Source organism: uncultured Rikenella sp., from assembly GCF_948810725.1.
Classification (GTDB): Bacteria; Bacteroidota; Bacteroidia; order Bacteroidales; family Rikenellaceae; genus Rikenella.
Map to the genome: position 1 here is coordinate 1 of NZ_CAQIVA010000033.1, position 20,186 is coordinate 20,186.

Sequence of the window (20,186 nt, forward strand, 5' to 3'; positions counted from 1 at the left end):
CGGCCTCCATCAGTTCGGTGTTTTGCGACCCGGTGAGGATGTACATGCCGGTCTGGCGTTCGCGGTCGGCATGGGTCTGGAGGTAGGAGAGCAGGCTCGGGACACGTTGTACCTCGTCGATGATGGTTCGGGCGGGGTAGGTGGCGATGAATCCGCGGGGATCTTCAGCGGCGAAGGCGCGGTTGTCCAAGTCTTCCAGCGAGACACGGTGATAGTCCGGAAAGGTCATCTCGGCGAGGGTCGATTTGCCGGACTGCCTGGGGCCGGTGATGGTCACAAAGGGGTATTTCGTAGCGAGCTGTCGCAGTTTGTCTTCTAAGGTTCGGTGGATCATATGGAGAACATTGTTTCTTGCAAAAATAAAATCAAATTTTACATCTACAAATATTTCAAGGGCAACAGAACACAAATCCGGTAGAACCAATCCCTATTGAATCGGATAACACTCCCCGACCCAAGGGACGAGTTACAGCCTTTAACAATGTTAAAGGCTCATACAACAAGATGTATGTCAGATTATTACAAGTATTTGTATATACAAATACACACCTTGCCGTCACCGATCAACCCCATCTCAGCAAGAAACAAACAATTCATTTCAAAAGAGTCACAGGATTTTACACCCCATCGGTTACGTAGATATCCAGATACATAACTAAATAATCATACGATCGATAAATCAAATCATTATCGTACTAATTACACATATAATATAATAAATACTAACTATACTAATTAATACACCCTCCTCTGCCCCATTCCATCCCCACCCGTACATGCCAATCTCGAAAAAATAACCTACCTTTACGCACGTATCGACACACACCGAACAGCCATGAAAACCATATCGATCATCAACCAGAAAGGCGGCGTCGCCAAAACTACGACAGCGATCAACCTCGCCTCGTACTATGCCAAGAAAGGTTTCCGCACCCTGGCCGTAGACCTCGACCCGCAAAGCAATATGACCGAGGCACTGGGCTCGAAAGCACAATATAATATCTACGACTTTTTCAAGGGACGTCCGCTCGAAGTCGAACATATCAGCGAGAATTTACACCTGATACCCAGCAACATCCGGTTCTCCACCATCGAACTCCAGATCATTAACGAATTCAACCGGGAATATATCCTCCGGAACCTGCTCGAACCGATCCGCGCAGACTACGACATCTGCGTAATCGACTGCCCGCCCGCCTTGAACTTCGTAACGATCAACGCTTTAGTGGCGTCAGAGTTCGCACTGGTGCCGCTCAAACCATCATCGTTCTCGTATGACGGGCTGGGGATCATGCTCGACTTCGTGCGCAAAGTCAAGACCAGCCTGAACAGCGGACTGACCATTTTAGGGATCGTACTCACCTTCTTCGACGAGCGGAAAGTAGTCAGCAAGGCGACCCTCGACAAGCTCGAACGCGACAACCTCACGGCCGGCGTGATGAAGACCAAAATCAGGGCCGCCGAGGGGATCGTGCGCGCCGAAGAGTCGCGACAGAACATCTTCGACTACGACGGCGGCTCGCAAGTAGCCCAGGACTACAAATCCCTGGCCGAAGAGATCACCGACAAGATCGGCATGTCGGTTCAGGAGGAACAATAACCTCTTCACATACATCCCCTACCCTATCCGGCATTTGCTTTATGAAAAGCAAATGCCGGATTTCTTATTATCGCACATATAATACTAAATTATACAATACTTAATATCATCATATTCAATCGCACGTAAAGGATCTTCTGTAATTCTCTTAAAGCTATACTATCCCGGCACATATTCCGTTTCAGGAAGGATGTAATTACACCTGCTATCGCAGTACGGCGAGGGATCTGGAGAAAGAAACTGCGAAAAAACACCTCTCACCACTACCCTACTTCACAGGTATCCAGGCCATTAGAAAAAAATAAGTGAGAATTATCCGAGAACCGTTATTTTTGGACCATATCTTTCGTATTAACGATTAGTATGATGCGAAAAGTTGTTATCTTTGACCTCACTTATAACTCCCACTATGGCCAAGAAAGACGTACTCGATACGGTAGATATATTTTTCGGCACCGGCAAGGCCGGTCAGCAGGAGACCGATACACAACAAGAGATTGCCGAGGAGCTCGACCGGTTGGAAACTGAACTTCCGGCCCTGGAGGCTGAGGCCGAGAGGTTATTGGCCACTCGCAGCAAGGGCAACGCACGGAAAACCGTCCGTGAAGAGAAATCCGCTATCCCGGAACGCAGGATTTCGGCCCCTGCACCAACTCCATCAACCGGTCGTCGGACAGCGATCGATCGGGTCGTTTCGACGGAAGAGACAGCCCTGCCTGCGGAGATGCCTGAGCGAGAACGGATCTCGTTCGTGCTTCCATACGAACAGGTAGAATATCTCAAGAATTACAAATATTGCCGGGCGCTGGCGGATGGCGATCCACAGTATACACTGACAGAGGCTTTGATCGAGGCGATCGAGCTGCTGCGGAAACATACGACTTACGAAGTTTTCGAACGTCCGGCCTTCGTTCGGGTACGGGAGAAAAAACCACGGAAATAGAGGTTTCATTTCCTGTCTCTCGTAAGTATTTTTATGATCATATTAAATTACCACACGATACTAATTGGTAGCATCATGCGACTAAGTCTCATTATATGATATATAATTATTTTAATCACCACTCGCATAATTTTACATATAAGTATCATATGTATATTATGATATGTGCTTATTGTATGCCTCATATTGGTAATACTTGTAACACATATAGTCAATATTAAATATATCATATGTTTAATAAGTATGATATTATTGTTAGGTGAATACGGATAATTAAGATTGTGATTAGGATGCGATTAATATGTATTATTAGTATGGTGTATTATAGGATGTATAGGGTGAGGAAAGGTAGAAATCCTAGTTTTAACGGAAACGGTTTACGTCGAATTGATGGTAATCGAAACCCGGTTAGTTTGATCTTCTGTAGCATGATGTCGAATGTAATGGAGTAAACCGTATGTAACGTACAGAAAGTATGATGCGAATGAAATGACCGAATCGGCTGATTAGTATTGTTAGTATCTTGCAAAAAGTGGCTCGGTTTCTTAGGAAATTCGGTGAGTTCTCGGAGATTTTAAATCCTAGTAAGCACGGAATATAATGAAATAGTGGTTTGGGGCGAGTCCGTTAAAACTAGGATTTAGTGAAATGGGGTTACATGTGAGAGCGCAGATTTTAGGACGGTGGAGATTGATGAATGAAACCAGGATGAGATTTTAGGCTCTGGATTTTATCTATTTTTGTTTCTGCGTTTTTTTCTCGGAATTATTTGTTTGGACTTTTGGAGGGCTTTAAAATAGGCTGAATCGGATTGTTTTTTACGACGAGAAACCGTATAACTATAAAACTAGTCGCATGGAGGATGAATGAAGGTTATTCCTGAAAAAATCATTTTTGACTGAATTTTCGGTTGGTGAAATGCTTCAACACCTAAAAACGGACATCGGGGCGAAGCCCCAAAAAAGAGTATTGTTTATATTGTTATCTATTGTTTATATTGTAGACTGTTATAACTGTTTGTTTTTCCAGACAATAGGAGTGTAAATCCTAGTTTTGACGGACTGAATCCGAGGATGGACGGAAGGAATCCGCGTCTGGACGGACGGTTATCACAGAAAGAGCGGAAAGAGTTGGGCTTTCGATTTTTGTCGTATTGCCCGTTTGGTGCGTAGACAAAGAAGAGTAGGGTTCGAGGCCGGCAACTCTTGTAGGATAGGCCGCGAATAGGAGGAAATGGGCAGAATTTTAAGAACGAGAGAATAGTTGTCGGAGGTACAGCCATGATTCCGGGAAAGTAAAACTCGGGCGGGAAAGCCAGGGAAAAGAATAAATCCCAGTGAGGCAGATTTCGCTGGGATTTGAAACAAAAAAGCTATCTTTGTGGAGTAGGGGAGACGCTCCGAGGCCAGATCGAATAACAGACTCCGCATACGGTGACCACCAGCAACAAAATACGGAAATACCATCCCGATCGGGCGGCGCATATCTCGCATGAACTGATCGAGAAGCATCGCTATAAACTGGGTATTTATGCCCAGAAGCTTCTTTTTGCGTTGGCGCAGAATCTGGATACGACGGCCGATTTGTTTCCGGAGTGGCATATCAATATCACCGACCTGTTCCGGTATCTGAACCTTTCGGAGCGGAACAACGACCGGTATGATATTGTGCGGAACGCGATCCGCGAGATCGGGAACAACCCAATTGAATACCGGATCAGTTCCAAGAAGTGGGGGGCGTGGTGGTGGCTCTCGCGGATGCAGTTTGACGCCGAGAACTCCAATTATGTCACCATCAAGTTCTCCGACGACGCGCGGCAGTTCCTCCTGCAACTCAACCAGTTCGCCACGCTCGAAACGCGGTATTACATCGACCTGAGCAGCCAATATGCGATGTGGCTCTATACCCAATTCAAGAACAAATACAAGATGGCGGGGGGCGTTTGGGAGGTGTCGCTCGACCGGCTGCGGGAGATCACCTATACTGACCAGAGTCCGGCTTATGACCCGCTTCGGAACAAGAACGCCAACAGCAATTTCCTGAAATACGTGATCGGGATCGAGAGCGTAGGGAAGGGGAGTGCAAAAGTGTGGCGCGAGCGGCGGGATGTGAATCGCGAGGGGATGGAGGTGCCGGCGGGGACCTTGGCGGAGATTAATCTGCATACGGACTTGCTGGTGGAAGCTTTACCATTGAAGACGGGGCGGACGTATGACCGGGTTCGGTTTACGATCCGGCTCAAGGCGGGGTTGTACAAGTCACCGAAACAGATCGAGGCGGAACGGGAGTCGGCAGTGCGGCGGGCGCGGGTGAGCGGGTTCCATACGATTTCGATCGCTCATGCCATGGAGATGGCCCGAGAGGCGGGAATGAGTGTGGACGCCTACCTGAAACTGGCGGGTTACACGCGGCACAAGAACGGGAAAACGGCATACAAGAAAATATAAGGTGGCAGTGATTGGAGCTGAAAAAGGTAAAACCAGTCTATGGGTAAACGAAACGTTCGAAAATAATTGCGCGAAAGCACCGGTTCTTATTGACTGACACCTCGTTTGGCCTATTTGTTCATGCCCTAAATAAGTTCACAGCCCGCGTTCGACTGCGGGCTGCGATGTTTAATCGATAATAGGAGGTAATCCTAATTCCTTGAGAAATTCATTATGGCGATTCAACGTCTCTTTCGATTTTTTCGCGATCTCGTCCAGCTCTTTATTGACTTTCTGTAGATTGATGGACTCTTCCTTTTGTGCTGTACTGACATAGCGGGTAATATTCAGATTGAAATCCTCCTGTTCGATTCGTTCCAACGAAACCCGCTTGGAATAGCGTGGCTCTTCTCGACGAAACTGATACGTTTCTACGATTTTCCGAATATCGTCCGGCTCGCCATTTTGCCCTTCGCGCAATCGGTTTTGTCGTTTATCTTTTTTGTATCCTTCGCTGGCATTGATAAATAGCACATCGTCAGATTTTTTGCACTTCTTCAGCACCAGGATGCAAACAGGAATTCCTGTGGAAAAGAAAAGGTTGGCAGGTAATCCGATAACGGCGTCGAGATGCCCGTCTTTCAGGAGTTTGGTTCTGATTTGCTTTTCTACCCCTCCTCGAAATAAGACACCATGGGGCAAGATAATCGCCATCGTTCCGTCTTCTCGTAAGAAATGGAAACCGTGCAACAAGAACGCGAAATCGGCAGCCGATTTCGGAGCAATGCCGTATTTCTGAAATCGGAAATCGGTTGCCAGCTCCTCTTTCGGTTCCATTCCTCTCAGTGATTTTTCCGGTTGAAAGTACCGACGAATAATCCATACTGCTCACCCAATTCTGTCGCGTCGAAAGATTCCGGTGTGAATAAATCGAGATCGATGCGTTTTCGGTGTCCGATATACAAGGCCAGCGCAGTTCCTCCGGCAAGATTGAAGTTTGCCAGCTCAGGATCGTGCATCGAGGCGGTTAAGCGTTCAAGAGTCGTTCTCTCGACAGTCTCCTCGTGTAACATCTCAGTTGCTCTTTTTGGAGTCCGAACACCGAGCAGACGAAATTCATATCGATATCGGATAGTGTCGGAATCTCTTTGATGATCTCGCGGACTTTGGTGATTCCGCCGTAGAGCCGGATAGCGGCATAAAAGTCCTCCATGGTTCCCCGTTCCACCACCCGTTGCATGACAATGACTCGGAACCGTTGCCAGTCGAAACGCGTCAGGTCATACTCCCACAACAGCGTTTTGGAAACTTGCAAACCCTTGCTTTTTTGTCGCCAGTCGCTGAAAATCATAGCCCTCATTCTTTCTGAAACAAATATAACAAAAATCGAGCAAAACGCCTCGTATCTTCCCACACAAACATAAGCCTGGTGGGAGCGCCTTATAGAACAGTTGTGGAAAGATCCCATTATTTAACATAAGATAAATAACAATGATAAAATAAAACGGGGACAACAAATAGATTCCCAGGTGCACAAGCCACTTGTGGTGATTAATTAATCAATGTACAATAGGTTTAACGTAGTACTTACTATTACCATGCGCTGTTATATTATTTAACTAACGATGTATTGATGATGGTAACGATTTCGTCCGATGTGCGGCTGGAGTATAACAGTCCCAAATCTTCGAGTTCAGCAATTGTATTAGTAATGCAACTTGTTTCGGGACATCCCGTCTTTATGGATATCTGGTCTAAACTGCATACGCTATCATTAGCAGCCTGCAATATCTGCCAACTCAATGAATTTTGCTCGAACGAAGATTGAGTGATCTGAGTTCCATCTCTATACTCAATGTATTGGATTGTATTTCCGTCAGATATCAAGTTGTAAGTATGAGGATGGTTAAGATAAAATTCTTCAACTTTGAAAAATTTATCCCATTGTATGTTATATCTTAATCTGACACATTCTAATAGGCTATAACGATCATCAAGATAACCTGAGGGAAAAAAGTTTTCTAGCAATGAAGAATTCCATTCCCCAAGATTTCCTTGTGCATTGATTTCTTTAAAATATCGAGACAGCTTGTTAATGGCTAAAGCGGAACTAGAATGCTGCCTTTGATCTTTTAGTAGTGAGAATCGTAAGAATAATAGATTGTGAATAGCTTCATAAATGTCTTCCGTAGTTTCTTCTGGAAGATTCTTTATAATGTTCATGCCTGCAATCTTAATTCCATAGATGGTTGCCCACTTGATAAAGAGCAAGTTACTGGCAAAGGTGTTTTTTTTATCAATCTTTCCGAGTATTTTGTTGCTCGGAGATTCATAGCCGATCTGTACTGTATGGAATCCTGCCAACCACATTCTTTTGATTGTATCAGAATTTAAACCAAAGGTGATTATTTCCGCAAGTTTGATTCGGAATTTGGGATTTTCCTTTCGGTATTTAATTAGTAAATCAAGTAAAAGAGAAAAACGTTCAGGGTCTTGACCAATAACATCATTATCTAAAAATGCTATGGAGTGGATCCTATATTTATTGATTTGCTGTTTGATCTCGTCGACAATTTTGGACGGGCTTTTTTGCCTGTATTTGTAACCCGCATTCAGAAAACAAAATCTACATTTACGCCAGTGGCATCCTCGACTACCTTCTATCGGCAAGAAAGTAGTAACTTGAGTATTTGTAGCATGAAGTTGTTCGATATAATCTTCAAAATTCGACAGTGTTTGTGCGTCTAACTCAATGTATGAATTTCTGCCAGTTGTAGTTACAATTGATCCGTTATCCCGATATGCTAAGTTCGGGATTGATCGCATGTCAGTTTCTTCTTCATCTGGATTAATTACTTGGGTCACTCGGAGTAAAGAATTTTCCCCTTCGCCCCATAATGCGAAATCATAAACCGAAAAATTCCTTAGTATAGCTGTTGCCGTTTCGCGTGCAGGTAATCCACCAATAACAGCGATTGTACCAGGGTGTTTCATCTTAATTCGTTCAACGAGTATATTGCCGAATACCCACTGTTGAAATTGACCGGATAGCCCAATATATAGGTATTGGGATATGTCTATTTTTTCTATTTCTTCGTCGAGTAGCTCTTCAATTCGTTTCGAACATTCTGCAAGATAATGATCCAAAAATCGATTTCCTTTGGATTGAAATTGGGGATGTATGGCTAGTATAGCCGACTTTATGTTTTCGACAATAGAGCGATCGCCAGATTTATGTCCCAGATAATTTAGGAAAGGGAATAGTTTTAGCAAATCAGATCTGTCGATGGTCAGAATTTGATTACCTAAAAGGAAAAATTCCTTTTGAAGCCGGAAGAAAAAAAGATTCCAGTATTTAATGGTAGTTTCGTATCCGTTAGCTTCTAAATGTGCTTTAAGGACTGAAAGCCCGGGAGCTGGTTGGTTGGGTATTGCCGGAGGACACCAGTTTAACAAAATCTTTTTCATAGGATAAATCGGTGGTGTTGGATTGATAAAGAAAAAATAATGCTTTAAAAAATCACTATAGGTGCTTTTTTACAACCGTACCAGTGGTTAAATTTTATAGCATATTTCTCTTCAAGAAAAGCCATATTATCCATTTTTACACAACTGTGAATGTTTGTTGGATTATCTGATAAACAGTGTGTTATGAAAGCATCTCCGGGATCTAGTGCCAGTGCCCGCTTAATGTATGTTGTTCCGGTTTTGACTTTCCCTTGGTTACGATATATGAGCCCCAGATAACACCAAGGACGTGAAAGGCCAGGCATTTGAGTGACGACATCTTCTAAGATATGCTGGGCCTTTACTGTGTCTCCAAGTGATAATAATATTTTTCCGTATTTAGCTTGGATTATGGGGTCAGACGAATTGGACTTGCTGATGGCTAAGTTTAGTTGATTGGTTATGATGGTAGCAAAAATGCTATCTGCAGATGCAATATCAGCCCAGTATTGTGTATCCAAGAGCCGAGGAGAGAGTAAGATGGCCCGTACCAAATTTGTAGCGGCTAATTTTTTTTCAGATCTTTCATATTGCAACCTAAAAAGTGACAGACGATAAAGTGTATTGGCTGGTGATTGTGTGACCAGTTGGTTAAGTTCTGCTTCGGCTTGTTCGGTTTTGCCCTGTTGTGCATTGGCGATAGCTCGATAATGCCGAATACGATTATCAATGTTATTCATCTGAATTGCTTTGTCAAAACAAACGACTGCCTGATCTAAGTAGGAGCCTTTTTCGGTAAGTTTGTAGAATTGCATATACAATAATCCTCGGTTGACCAGATAAGGAAATTGCTGCATTGTTGAACCGATATAATGTTCTGCGTTAATCAAATCATTATTTTTTAGATAGGTTAAAAAATAAGAGTTTGCTCGTTCATTTTGTTGTCGAATAATTCCGTATAAACATATTGTACCTGCCATTAATAGCGGAATCCAAAATATTCGGTGAGTCCTATTGGAGGTTGACATAGCCATCTGTGCCTCAGTTGTTGAGTTTTGAAGCAAAGCTATGAATAAAAATATCACCAACAGAACACCTGTCTTTTCGAAACAGATTGGTAGACTAATTTCGCGCAATGCGATAGCAACCAAACTGACATATATCCAGAGAATATCCCACGTTGTTCTTTGTTTTCTCCAGAGTTTGATTGTCAGAGCCACTATTATACTGATCCATAGGATTACGGGGATTATTCCTTGTTCGGCGATCAAAATGGCTATTGTTGGGCTGGCGGATAGAAAACTTTGGTTATCATTATTATAAATTTCCAAGTCAGCAGCTAGCGAATAGTTGCCAGGACCTACGCCAGTCAAAGGATGTTTTTTGAAAATGTTGAAAGCCGTTTGTGCTGCATTAATACGTCCTTCAATACTTTTTTGTTGGGAAACAGTGGTTGTCATTGCCAAGGTTTGGCTTACTTCCTGCCAAACAGGCAAGATCATCGCCATTTGGATGATGATACAACTCGCTAAGCATAAGATTTTTTTACTCAATGTGAATGTTCGCTTCCGACATATGGAGATTATTAAAACTGCTAGTAACAATGCATAGGATATGTATACCCCTCTGGAAAATGTTATAATTAGGCTAAAAACTACGGGCACTAATATTGCCATGAGCCAGATAACTTTTGTTCGTTCTTTCCGATATCGATATATAGATAGAACTATTACTCCTATGTAAGATAGTGAATATGCTCCCCATGTATTGGCTGATGTACCGACCGGATGGTAAAGGAATCGGAAATCATATATATTGGTGAGTCCTACAATGGTCAAGTTGCTTTTGAAGTATAGGAATGAAATAATTGCCAATATGGAAGTAGTTCCGGCGAACAGGCTAAACAGCAACAATAATTTGTTTGTGTTAGTTGAATTTAGATATGTGCTACGCAGGATGAAATAAAAGATTATCGCAATTGTGATATTGCGGACATGAGATAGTTCGAAACTAACAGGCAATGAAGAACTTATTGTTGTAAAAATTGCAAAGAACCATATCCCACCAATAAAACAATCGGTCATCGAAAAATGAAAACTTTTCGAGGCCATTATATATGTCAATATTCCTGCTGATATTATTCCTGTTAAGAAATAAGGGTCTTGGATTGAGCATTGTAGTGCTGAAAAGATGATAAATAGTATCCATACAATCAATTTTTGCAGACTATTGGTTGAAAGTGAAGTCATTCTTATTACCTATTGGCTGTTCACAATGAAAGTACGAATAATATTTGTATTTCATGGTAAAAATAAATTTCTAAGTTGCTGATAGAATCCCAAATATGATATTGTATATTTGTTGCAAATATACGATTTCTTTATGAGCCTCTTCACAAGAATTGCTATTTTGGTTATAACTTTCTTTAGTTCAGGAATTGTTGCTGCCCAAAATGTACTGGTGAGATTATCCGGAACAGTCTGCGATATGGATAGTAATCCTGTAGAATATATAGCAGTTTCATTTTCTGCCGCAGACAGTTTGCCACCCATAGGGACCTTAACTGGCAGGGATGGGGGATTCAGTTGTGACTTGTATCAAGGACAATACTTGGTATCTCTGATTTATCTCGGGAAAAAGTTGTATTCTGCTCCGCTTAAAGTGTCTGCAGATACTCAACTTGATACGCTCTGGGTGGATTTGCCTGTATTTGCTACAGATGAAGTGACTGTTCGGGGAAATAGGATTGTCCGCGAAGCAGACCGTTTTATTTTGCATTTGGATAATTCACCTTTAGTAGTGGGTCGTGATGCTCAAGAGATATTACAATTGGTTCCTGGAATTATTGTTAGTCAAAGAGGTGGTATTAGTATATATGGACGAGGAGGGACTCGTGTGATTGTCAATGAAAGGCCGTTGCGGGAAACAGGTGAGGATTTGATGAATTATTTGCGTAATATCAAAGCAGAAGATGTTCAAAGAATTGAAGTGATTCCATTTGCTGGTTCTGAATATGATGCGAGTATGGGCGGAGGAGTGATCAAGTTGACATTAAAGAAAAAACGAGAGAATGGGTTGGATGGTTCTGTTTCAATGCGTTATCAGCAGGCACTGTCTTCAGGAAAATATTGGAGTACAGAGCCTTCATTTAATATCAAATACCGGCTCAACAAGTTTAATGTTTACACAACTGTGTCTTATTCCAGAAGCAACAGGACGAGTGAAGTTTCGGAGGATAATCTGTTCAAAACAGGGTCTAGAATATCGCAATCATCGCAAGGATTACGTAAAGATACGAGTGACTATTGGCAGTTTGTTGTCGGAGGCACATACGACATCAGCGACCGGCAAAGTTTTGGACTTGAAGTAAATTACACATCAAACCGTCGGGACAATACGCACAATAATTTCACAAAGCAGACGGATCCACAATCGGGTGTGACTGAGGTTCGGAGCCTGTATCTTGGAGCGGCAGCTACCGACAAAGTCGGAGTAGCGGGAAACTATTTTTGGACTTTGGACGATCGGGGTTCACTTTTAAAGCTGCTACTCGATTATAACTACCGTAAGGTCGGCGATAACACGAACTATAGTAGTATTTTCTCAGGGCAGCAAAATTATGATACAGTGTACCGGAGTAGTTATTTCACCACCAATCATCTTTACTCAGTATCGGTCGATTTTGATCTACCATTGAGCGAGCGTTCCAAGTTATCAACTGGGGCCAAATACAATTACAACCTGATGGATAATACGACCGACTATGCCTATGACCGAGGGGGCTGGCATGAAATCGGCAACCTGAGTAGCATGAATCGATACGCCGAAAATATTGGGGCTCTGTATGTCAAGTACACAACTCGCTTTAAGAATAATATGTCAATAGGGGTTGGGCTCCGCGGAGAGTATACTTATGCGGAACCGACGACAAACCAAGTGAATCACATACCGAATCAGAACTATTTCGGGCTGTTTCCGAACATCAACATTATGCTCCCGTTGGTCAAGTCCATGAAACATATTTTGATACTTAATTATGGCCGTAAGATACGAAGGCCTAACTTCTCGGATCTTAATCCGTTCCGAACTCCGATGAACGAATACGCTTACATCGAAGGAAATCCAGGCCTGAGGCCATCCTATTTCAACGATTTGAGTCTAACTTGGGTGTTCAATCAGAAATACACTTTGGCGGGAGGCATGACACTGATTAATGATGCCATTGCGCAAATCACGACTGTCGATTCGCAAGATCCAGATATTATCATCTATCGGAAAGAAAATATCCAAAACAATCGGAATTATTTCGTCAACCTTTCTTTACCAATCAACTTTTTCAAGTGGTGGAAAATGAATACTTCGCTGACTTACATCAATGTCAATACGGAAGTTGCAGGTATCAAGCGACACAAGAATATGTTTTTGGGAAACATGAATCACATCTTCACGCTCCGAGACAAATGGTATATAGACCTAAGCCTATTCTACCGCTCACCCGCGCTCTCTGGAAATTACATATCCAATCACACCTATCGGGTTGATCTGGCGCTCAAGCGAAGTTTTATGAAAAATAGGTTGGTCTGTTCCGTTGGAATTAACGATTTGTTCGAATCTCAGCGCTTGAGGATAATGGTAGACGACCCGACCTATTATCGCCAGACCTTTGTCATGCAAAATTACCGAACTTTGTCTCTGTTGGTCAGGTATAATTTCAAGGTAGGCAAGGCTGTTAAATCAAAAGTAATCCAGTCTGGGGCTGAAGATGAAAAGACTCGGTTGTAGATTTACATCAATTCAAAAAATAACTCAATGCATTTGTTTGTAATTCCCAAAAGCACTATCTTTGAAGCGAAGAGAGTGGATGAAAGTTTTATCACTTTAAAATTAAGAGGTTATGAAAAAACTAGATGACAACGACAAAATGGTTCTGTTAAACGAAGAACTCCGGTCTGACTTTTTAGTGGAGACTTTGGACGAACGTTTGGAAACTGATCCGCTCATGTTGCCGAACATGCTCAATGTGCATGGTTTGGCTGATGACGGTGGGGCTGATGTAGATTTGGATGGAGAGATAAAGATTACAGTCTCAGTGGAGTTTTAATGTACCTCCGGATTCCGGTCGATAGCCATATCATTGATTTATGATATGGCTTTTTCATTCAATAATGACCATGATATATACATACAGTAGTGACGGTCTAAAAGAGATAACGATCCATACGTTGGAAACTTCGAACTCTTGGCGTAGATATGTCGTATCCCGCAGTGGTCGACATTTCGAGGTTAGTGAGCCTGTGGTAGATCTGATCGTTTCGCTACAGGAGTCTATATCCATAGAAGATGCTATTGAAAGATTTTCAAAGAAGCGTGGTAGATCGTATACTTCCGAGGAATTTGAGATATTGATACAATCGTGCATTTCTCCGTTGTTCGTACCCAAGATCGAAGGGAGTAAACGGACGAAATCATTCTTATTTCGAAAAGACCTATTGTCAGAAAGAGCGATTAGTCGCTACTCCGAGCCACTCAAAAGGTTATTCCATTTAGGGGTGATTTTTCCGGTATTGCTTCTTGTTGCAACATTGGAGGTGTTATTCTTTACTGGGACTACAATGGATTTTTTCATCGACGACATGACGGCACCCATGCTAATGGGATTGGTAGGCCTATTTCTTTTTTCTTCTATGTTTCACGAACTTGGTCATGCAGCAGCCTGCAAATTCTTTGGAGTCGACCACGGATCGATCGGTTTTGCTATCTATCTAATATTTCCGGTTTTCTATACAGATATCTCCAATGTCTGGACTCTTTCACGAAAAAAAAGAACCGTGATCAATTTCGCCGGAGTCTATTTTCAATTGATCTTCCTGATCCCACTATTGGTCATTTATCTGTTTACAGATAGCGAACTATTGAAATACTGTATCGTGATCATTAATTTCAATTTCATATTCACGCTCAATCCATTCTTTAAATTCGACGGATATTGGGTCATGTCTGATTTGCTAGGTGTTCCTAATCTTAGGGGGCGAAGCCGTGAATTATTCGCCTATCTGTTTAGCAGTCCAGGGAAGAAGCGGCAAATGAAGAAACCGTTTTTACTGACCATGCGTCGAGCGGAGAAAATTTTCTTCGTCATCTACTCTGTTATCGTGAATCTATTTTTCATATATTATTTCGTCTATGTGATTCCGCATTTTATCGGGTCATTTATTGACACATTCCCGGGAAAGGTACGAGAAGTCATATTATCACTTTCGTTTGGCAAGATGCCGGATTTTGGGACCCTACGAGCTGTGTTCGTACAACTACTCTTTATGGGGTTGTGTGCCTACTTGGTTTTCAACTTGGGATTAGCACTCGTAAAGTCATTCAAACGTAAAAAAACAATGTGTGAGTCAAGCCAAGATGACTAAATACTTCGAATCTATGCGGCATATCCTCTTACTTTGTACTACCATAGCCTGTTGTTGTATCCTGTGGGGATGCCAATTCACCAATGGAGGCCATGTCCCCGACAATAAAGCCCTTGCGAAAGAAGCTTTGTCTCGGGCCGGAAAGAACCGAGTCGAACTTGAAAAAGTACTCCGATATTATCAAGCACCTGAAGATAGTCAGAAACTACAAGCCGCCTACTTCTTAATTGCTAACATGCCGGGCAAGAACACTGTCACAGCTCTGAATCACGATCGTTATCGTCGTTTGCTGGCCGAATTAGGGGCATTAACAATTGACCAGAAGACAGACCAACAGTTGGATGTAATCCGGATTAGGATTGACTCTATATCGTCGGCTTCGCCGGCCAGCTATATCGTACGGCCTGATTTGGAAACCGTATCCGCAGATTACCTGATCCACAATATCAATGAATCGTTCGCGGCATGGGAAAAAACCCCATGGCATAAACGGTATTCGTTTGAAGATTTTTGCGAATGGGTTTTGCCATACCGAGAAGGAAATGAAGATCTCGAAGATTGGCGCGCTTTAGCCATGACGTTGGAACGTCCGGGTGAAGATATGCTCCAAAACATTGACAGTATACTGAAATGGGGTGTCGTATTGATTAACAATAGCGGACAGAGTTATAGTGCCGGTATCCTACACTATCCATTACCGCTTACCTTGAGTGACATGAAGACTGTAGGAGTTGGTGCGTGCGGTACGCTTACGCAGTATGCCGCCAAGGTATTCCGCTCTCGAGGTATTCCCGCTGGTATGGATTTCATTCCTGCATGGGGTAACCGGAGTTCAACGCATGCATGGAACAGTATTATTCTGCCTGAGGGTAAATCTGAAGGCATAGGGTATCAGAAGCGGGGTATTCTAGTCGTGAAGGATAAAATCCCCAAAATATATCGCAAACGTTTCTCGTTACTTCGTAGCGACGCTCTGTATCGGTTCCGAGAGGTGGAAGATATACCGGACTTTTTTTCCGGCTACGATATGGAGGATGTGACAACGCAGTATAATATGCAGGTAGCAGACGTGAAAATCGAAGGATTAAAGAGTCCTGGGCGGTTGATTTGGTTATCATGCTTTAATAATACCTCATGGGTCCCGGTGGCGTATGCAGAGAAACAAAAAGGCTGTGCAGAATTCCGGAATCTGGGCTGTGGAGCTCCTATTCGTAAAGGAACTGAAATCGGTAACAGTATTATGGTGGATACGAAAACCGACCCGCCTTATAGCGGTATCGGAGATGGCATCGTTTACCTACCAATTTTTTACCTGAGGGGGAAAAAATATCCTGCTCAAGCACCGTTCATTCTCCATACCGACGGAATGTCGGAGCGTTTGGTGGCAGATGTCAAACATACTCAAAAGGTTATACTGGATCGCAAATATCCACAACACGAACAATTCGCGGAATTTGCTCAACGTGCTATCGGGGGACGGTTCGAGGGAGCTAACCATCCGAATTTCTCAGATGCTACCATTCTCCACGAGATCACATCTGTTCAGGATCATCCTTTTCAATCTCATCCGGTAGAACAATCTTGTACTTTCCGCTATCTGCGTTATGTGGCTCCTGATAGCTCGTTTGCAAATCTGGCGGAGATCCGGTTCTATGAAGATACAGTGTTGCTGACCGGGAAAATGAGTGGGACACCAGGACGCTCGTCGGCAAATGACCCGAAAGCTTTGTTCGATGGTGATCCGTTAAGTTATTACGTTACAGCAGAACCTTATGGGACGTCAGCGGTATTGGATTTAGGAGGTCAACGGCGTATTACTTCGATTGCTTATTGTGTTCGAACCGATATGAATGAAATTTGGCCTGGATGTATATATGAGATGTGGTATTGGGATAATGATTGGGTTTCTCTAGGGGAAAAAAAAGCCCTGGGATATTCTGTGGAGTGGGATAATGCTCCCAAGGGTGCATTGTATTTGATTCGGAATCTGACTCACGGCAAGGAACAACGTATATTTACTTGGCAAAACAATCAGGTTGTTTGGTGGTAAATTATTCTTTTTAGTGTACTTAGAAGGAATGGAGTATATTAATCATTGCTCGACTTTGAAAATGTGTTGGTTTTTGGAGTATTATTTAACATAAGATAAAATGACTGTTTACCTGGATTCATAATCAGCGACGACGACCTATGGGGTGAAGCATTCGGAGCATATCAAGACTGAGAAATGTCAGATGGTGTGTTTGCTTCCGGTGTGATAGGTATATCCTCCATGCGTTCATATCCAAGTGTAAATGAGACAGGTTCTTTTCGAACTTTTATCGTTGAAGCCCAGTCGAGTTGTTCCAAAGTGATTTTGGCTTGATCTTCCATATCCAGCGGATTTAGGATGTATGGCATTGTAAATTGTGTATTTGTTGCGGTTAAGTCTTTTTCGCATAATGGAATGAATGTTTGGAATACAAAATTGCTGTAAGCCAACAGAAACAGACAATATGGTACATTTTCCACTGCATTCTCCTTACGCATGAACAGGGCTACTGTCGGAAACCTGAATGGTCGGGGGCCTGGATATATTGAAAAGAATACTGGCAGCGTGTTCATCTTATATTTCGGTCGATTTATGTCCTCTTTGAGCCAATCTACGGTCTTTTGGAAGTAGAACATTTCTGATTCCGGCATAATACTCAGTGCCATTTTGGTCAAGCACTTATGCAGCATAGCAGGAGTATAAGATCGAAATCCTTTACAACGGAGGGTCTTGGTAGTCGAGTCTAATTCGAACAACTCGGGGTCTCCTTCGTAATGTTCGATATGAAGCCCACTATTGTCCGTAGTGATATGCGAGCGCTCTTGTGATGACGGTTTATAGGTCGGAACACCTCGTTTACCCACAACCTGTGCCAAGGAATGATATAGTGCCATGTACGCAGCAAAATCGTTTTCCATTTTTGAGAAGTGAGCGTTGCAATCATCGCATTCATACATGGAAATCAATGTTCTATTTCCGATTAGCTCAGGAATGGCATGCTTTATCTGTTTGAATCTTACCTCAGGATTTTGTTTACCACAAAAGCGGCATCGACGATTCGTTTTATCTCCGAGTTCAATTCTTTTATCCGTATTTAAATGATACGTCACTCTATTTGAATAGTTAGCTGACAAGCGTATTATATGGTCAAATAATTCTTTCTTCATAGAAACTGGTTTTATATAAAATAAACGGAATATCCCCTGGTACGAGGACTGATTATCTCTGTCTTGGAATACGTTTGAGGATTGAAAAAGCAGGCGCGTAGATGTTTTTTAATGAATTAGGTTCGAGAATCATCCATGGTAGCCCTCGGCACTAAAGGTAAGCATTTCTCCTTATTGGCAATCTGATCACGCATGACTGCCTTGTCGTTGAAATTACGCGAAAGGTTGCGGATCAATTGGCTGTAATCATCCGTACCATCTTCACGCAAATGATAATATACTTTTACAGAGATACAGTTGGGGTGTTCGAACACCGTATGGAGTAACGTACGATCCGAGTTCCCGCACGAATGCCCCATGGTTATTACCTGATACGGTTCGGACTCGATGAACTCCAATAATCTGCGGTAATTACTGGTCTCGTGATAACGGACAGATTTGATATTTTCAAGAAAATCGTTGTCCTGCAATTTCTCAATTCGCTTATAATCGTCATCCAGTTCATCGCCGTATCCGAAAATGATAGGATTCTTGTCGCTATTCAATTCTCCGTGAATGTTAATGCTCGAGTCTTTATCGCGGGCATACCATTTTTCTGCCGTATGGGTATAGTTAAAGTTCAGAATCAGGGTATCCTTCGGTTTATCGGCCTGAATGATATCGCATTTTTCCTGATCCTTTCCGCCCGTTCCCATTTTACTGAGAATCGACTCGACGAATATTTTTTGTTTTCCACAGGCTACTTCCTCTTGTTTTATCACACTGTCGAATGCTTCCCGGATAGAGTCAAAAGGTTCTATCGACGCTTTGTCGGCCTCCTCCGTCAGATAAATTTCGAGCCTTTTCTTCACAGCTTCAAATTCCCGATTCAGTTTCCGAACGTTTTCATTCCGCGATACATCGTTACCTTCCGTAAGTAAGGCTTTCAATTTTCCATAATATTCGTTTTCGACATCCACCCAGTTAGTCAAGGAGCAACGTTCGGAGATATGTTGGAAGAATCCGTTTTTGAATGTAAGGCGAACGGAACCGTCAAAACGGTTACTTTTACTATCATTCAATATTGCAATGATGGTCTGAATATTATCGTATGGATCTGCATGTAATTGGGGATGTACTGGCGACTCTGGTGCGCTGTATTGTTTGTCATAATAGGATATCTCGAAATGGACAAACTCATCTTCGTAAGGACGAGGATTGTTGATTGTTCCCCAGTGTTTCATTATATAGAACCAATAGTCTCCATAGATATGAGACAAAAAATTAGTCCAATAGCTGTCAATAAAATCTCTGTATCCGGTCGCCAGGCCGTGTGCCTTATCGAACCCGTTGCCTATAATGATAATCCGATTCATAATTTATATTGAAATAGTATCGCTAAGATTACTGAAAAATGATCTGATCCATTCAAGCACAAACTGAACAATGCCAAGATCATGGGTATGAAACTCATTCGGCGGAATCACAAAGTCCCCAAGCATGGTTTTCAACGAGATTCATTACGTTATATTTTCTTGATAATATCGGGAATATCTTGTGCGGAAAATTTATCCTGAGAAGGGAAAATGTCAATATACTGGAAAACGGAAGATTGTAATGGACTAAAGCGCGTCAACCAACCTGAAGCCCCTCGACTCCTCACAAATGAGTTTGCACAAATAAGCACATCGCATCCTTTGTGATAATAATGCGTAATGGCATAGACAATATCTTCACGCAAATCTCCTGCAGAGTAAAAGCCTATCTTGAGGTCATTGTAAGTGATTATTGCCTCGAAATCGTCTTCATTACCTGTATGAGACAGTAAAGTAACCTGATCTCCTGGATTTTTAATCTTATTGAATACATCATTGATTGCTTGCGTCTTACCGGTCTCGTGCCTTCCAAGCAGCATTAAAATTTTCATTGCAACTTCATATTAATTGTACTGGCTTAAACAAAGATAAGCCGTCTTCAGAACAAATAAAATATATCCGTTAGATTTATTAATCCGACGGTATCAAATCGCTAGTTTTTATGAGTAGCCTCTGAGGGAGATGTAAGTGAGAGATTTCCACGGCGAAAGTACGAAGCGTCTCTGGCCCGGTACACACCCGCCGCAAAAAATCATCCTCGGCCCCCTGGGTGGCCTTCTGTATTTTTCCCGGCGGGCCTAC

General features: G+C 42.5%; 15 protein-coding genes and 1 pseudogene. 7 read left to right on the top strand and 9 right to left on the bottom strand.

From position 1 onward, the window contains the following. Window positions 1-334, bottom strand: a 334-nt coding sequence (locus tag Q9S52_RS08215) for an AAA family ATPase (protein WP_304708771.1), incomplete at its 3' end; no start/stop codon positions are given. 501 nt (window positions 335-835) lie between these two features. Here Q9S52_RS08215 and Q9S52_RS08220 point away from each other — a divergent pair. The 3 genes from Q9S52_RS08220 to Q9S52_RS08230 all read left to right on the top strand — a co-directional run bounded on the left by Q9S52_RS08220 (window position 836) and on the right by Q9S52_RS08230 (window position 4,990). Next, the gene (locus Q9S52_RS08220) at window positions 836-1,600 is read left to right on the top strand and encodes a ParA family protein (RefSeq protein WP_297625891.1); all 765 of its coding nucleotides are present in this window, start codon (window positions 836-838) and stop codon (window positions 1,598-1,600) included. Window positions 1,601-2,009: 409 nt separating this feature from the next. Beyond that, the gene (locus Q9S52_RS08225) at window positions 2,010-2,543 is read left to right on the top strand and encodes a hypothetical protein (protein ID WP_304708772.1); all 534 of its coding nucleotides are present in this window, start codon (window positions 2,010-2,012) and stop codon (window positions 2,541-2,543) included. 1,433 nt (window positions 2,544-3,976) lie between these two features. Next, window positions 3,977-4,990 carry a replication initiation protein gene (locus Q9S52_RS08230; RefSeq protein ID WP_297625897.1) on the top strand — a complete coding sequence of 338 codons (1,014 nt, stop codon included), beginning with the start codon at window positions 3,977-3,979 and terminating at the stop codon, window positions 4,988-4,990. A gap of 168 nt (window positions 4,991-5,158) precedes the next feature. On the opposite strand, the pseudogene Q9S52_RS08235 reads toward Q9S52_RS08230, so the two are convergent. From Q9S52_RS08235 to Q9S52_RS08255, 5 genes and pseudogenes are all read right to left on the bottom strand, one after another. Beyond that, window positions 5,159-5,803 (bottom strand): annotated as a pseudogene (locus Q9S52_RS08235) (N-6 DNA methylase); the annotation flags it as partial. Between the two features lie 8 nt (window positions 5,804-5,811). After that, complete coding sequence (locus Q9S52_RS08240) at window positions 5,812-6,042, bottom strand: hypothetical protein (RefSeq protein ID WP_297625927.1); 231 nt, start codon at window positions 6,040-6,042, stop codon at window positions 5,812-5,814. Continuing rightward, window positions 5,997-6,320, bottom strand: coding sequence for a hypothetical protein (locus tag Q9S52_RS08245; protein ID WP_304708784.1), 324 nt, complete (start codon window positions 6,318-6,320; stop codon window positions 5,997-5,999). Before Q9S52_RS08245 ends, Q9S52_RS08240 begins: the two co-directional genes overlap by 46 nt. Window positions 6,321-6,580: 260 nt before the next feature. Beyond that, entirely contained in the window at window positions 6,581-8,437 is a 1,857-nt protein-coding gene (locus Q9S52_RS08250) for a radical SAM protein (RefSeq protein WP_304708774.1), read from the bottom strand. Between the two features lie 44 nt (window positions 8,438-8,481). Next, window positions 8,482-10,665, bottom strand: a complete 2,184-nt coding sequence (locus Q9S52_RS08255) for an O-antigen ligase family protein (RefSeq protein WP_370649001.1) — start codon at window positions 10,663-10,665, stop codon at window positions 8,482-8,484. Between the two features lie 133 nt (window positions 10,666-10,798). Between Q9S52_RS08255 and Q9S52_RS08260 the strand changes: the two genes are divergently transcribed. The 4 genes from Q9S52_RS08260 to Q9S52_RS08275 all read left to right on the top strand — a co-directional run bounded on the left by Q9S52_RS08260 (window position 10,799) and on the right by Q9S52_RS08275 (window position 16,882). After that, window positions 10,799-13,198: an outer membrane beta-barrel family protein gene (locus tag Q9S52_RS08260; protein ID WP_304708776.1), complete on the top strand. Its 2,400-nt coding sequence runs from the start codon at window positions 10,799-10,801 to the stop codon at window positions 13,196-13,198. Window positions 13,199-13,310: 112 nt separating this feature from the next. Further along, complete coding sequence (locus Q9S52_RS08265) at window positions 13,311-13,517, top strand: hypothetical protein (RefSeq protein WP_304708777.1); 207 nt, start codon at window positions 13,311-13,313, stop codon at window positions 13,515-13,517. Between the two features lie 388 nt (window positions 13,518-13,905). After that, window positions 13,906-14,832, top strand: a complete 927-nt coding sequence (locus Q9S52_RS08270; protein ID WP_304708778.1) for a hypothetical protein — start codon at window positions 13,906-13,908, stop codon at window positions 14,830-14,832. Between the two features lie 13 nt (window positions 14,833-14,845). Beyond that, the gene (locus Q9S52_RS08275) at window positions 14,846-16,882 is read left to right on the top strand and encodes a hypothetical protein (protein ID WP_304708779.1); all 2,037 of its coding nucleotides are present in this window, start codon (window positions 14,846-14,848) and stop codon (window positions 16,880-16,882) included. A gap of 164 nt (window positions 16,883-17,046) precedes the next feature. On the opposite strand, the gene Q9S52_RS08280 is transcribed toward Q9S52_RS08275, so the two are convergent. From Q9S52_RS08280 to Q9S52_RS08290, 3 genes are all read right to left on the bottom strand, one after another. Next, window positions 17,047-18,030 (bottom strand): HNH endonuclease, encoded by a 984-nt coding sequence (locus Q9S52_RS08280; protein ID WP_304708780.1) that lies wholly within the window; start codon window positions 18,028-18,030, stop codon window positions 17,047-17,049. A gap of 116 nt (window positions 18,031-18,146) precedes the next feature. Then, a complete protein-coding gene (locus tag Q9S52_RS08285; RefSeq protein WP_304708781.1) occupies window positions 18,147-19,385 on the bottom strand; it encodes an AbiH family protein in 1,239 nt (412 codons plus the stop codon). Between the two features lie 149 nt (window positions 19,386-19,534). Next, complete coding sequence (locus Q9S52_RS08290) at window positions 19,535-19,936, bottom strand: hypothetical protein (protein ID WP_304708783.1); 402 nt, start codon at window positions 19,934-19,936, stop codon at window positions 19,535-19,537. Window positions 19,937-20,186 lie beyond the last annotated feature (250 nt).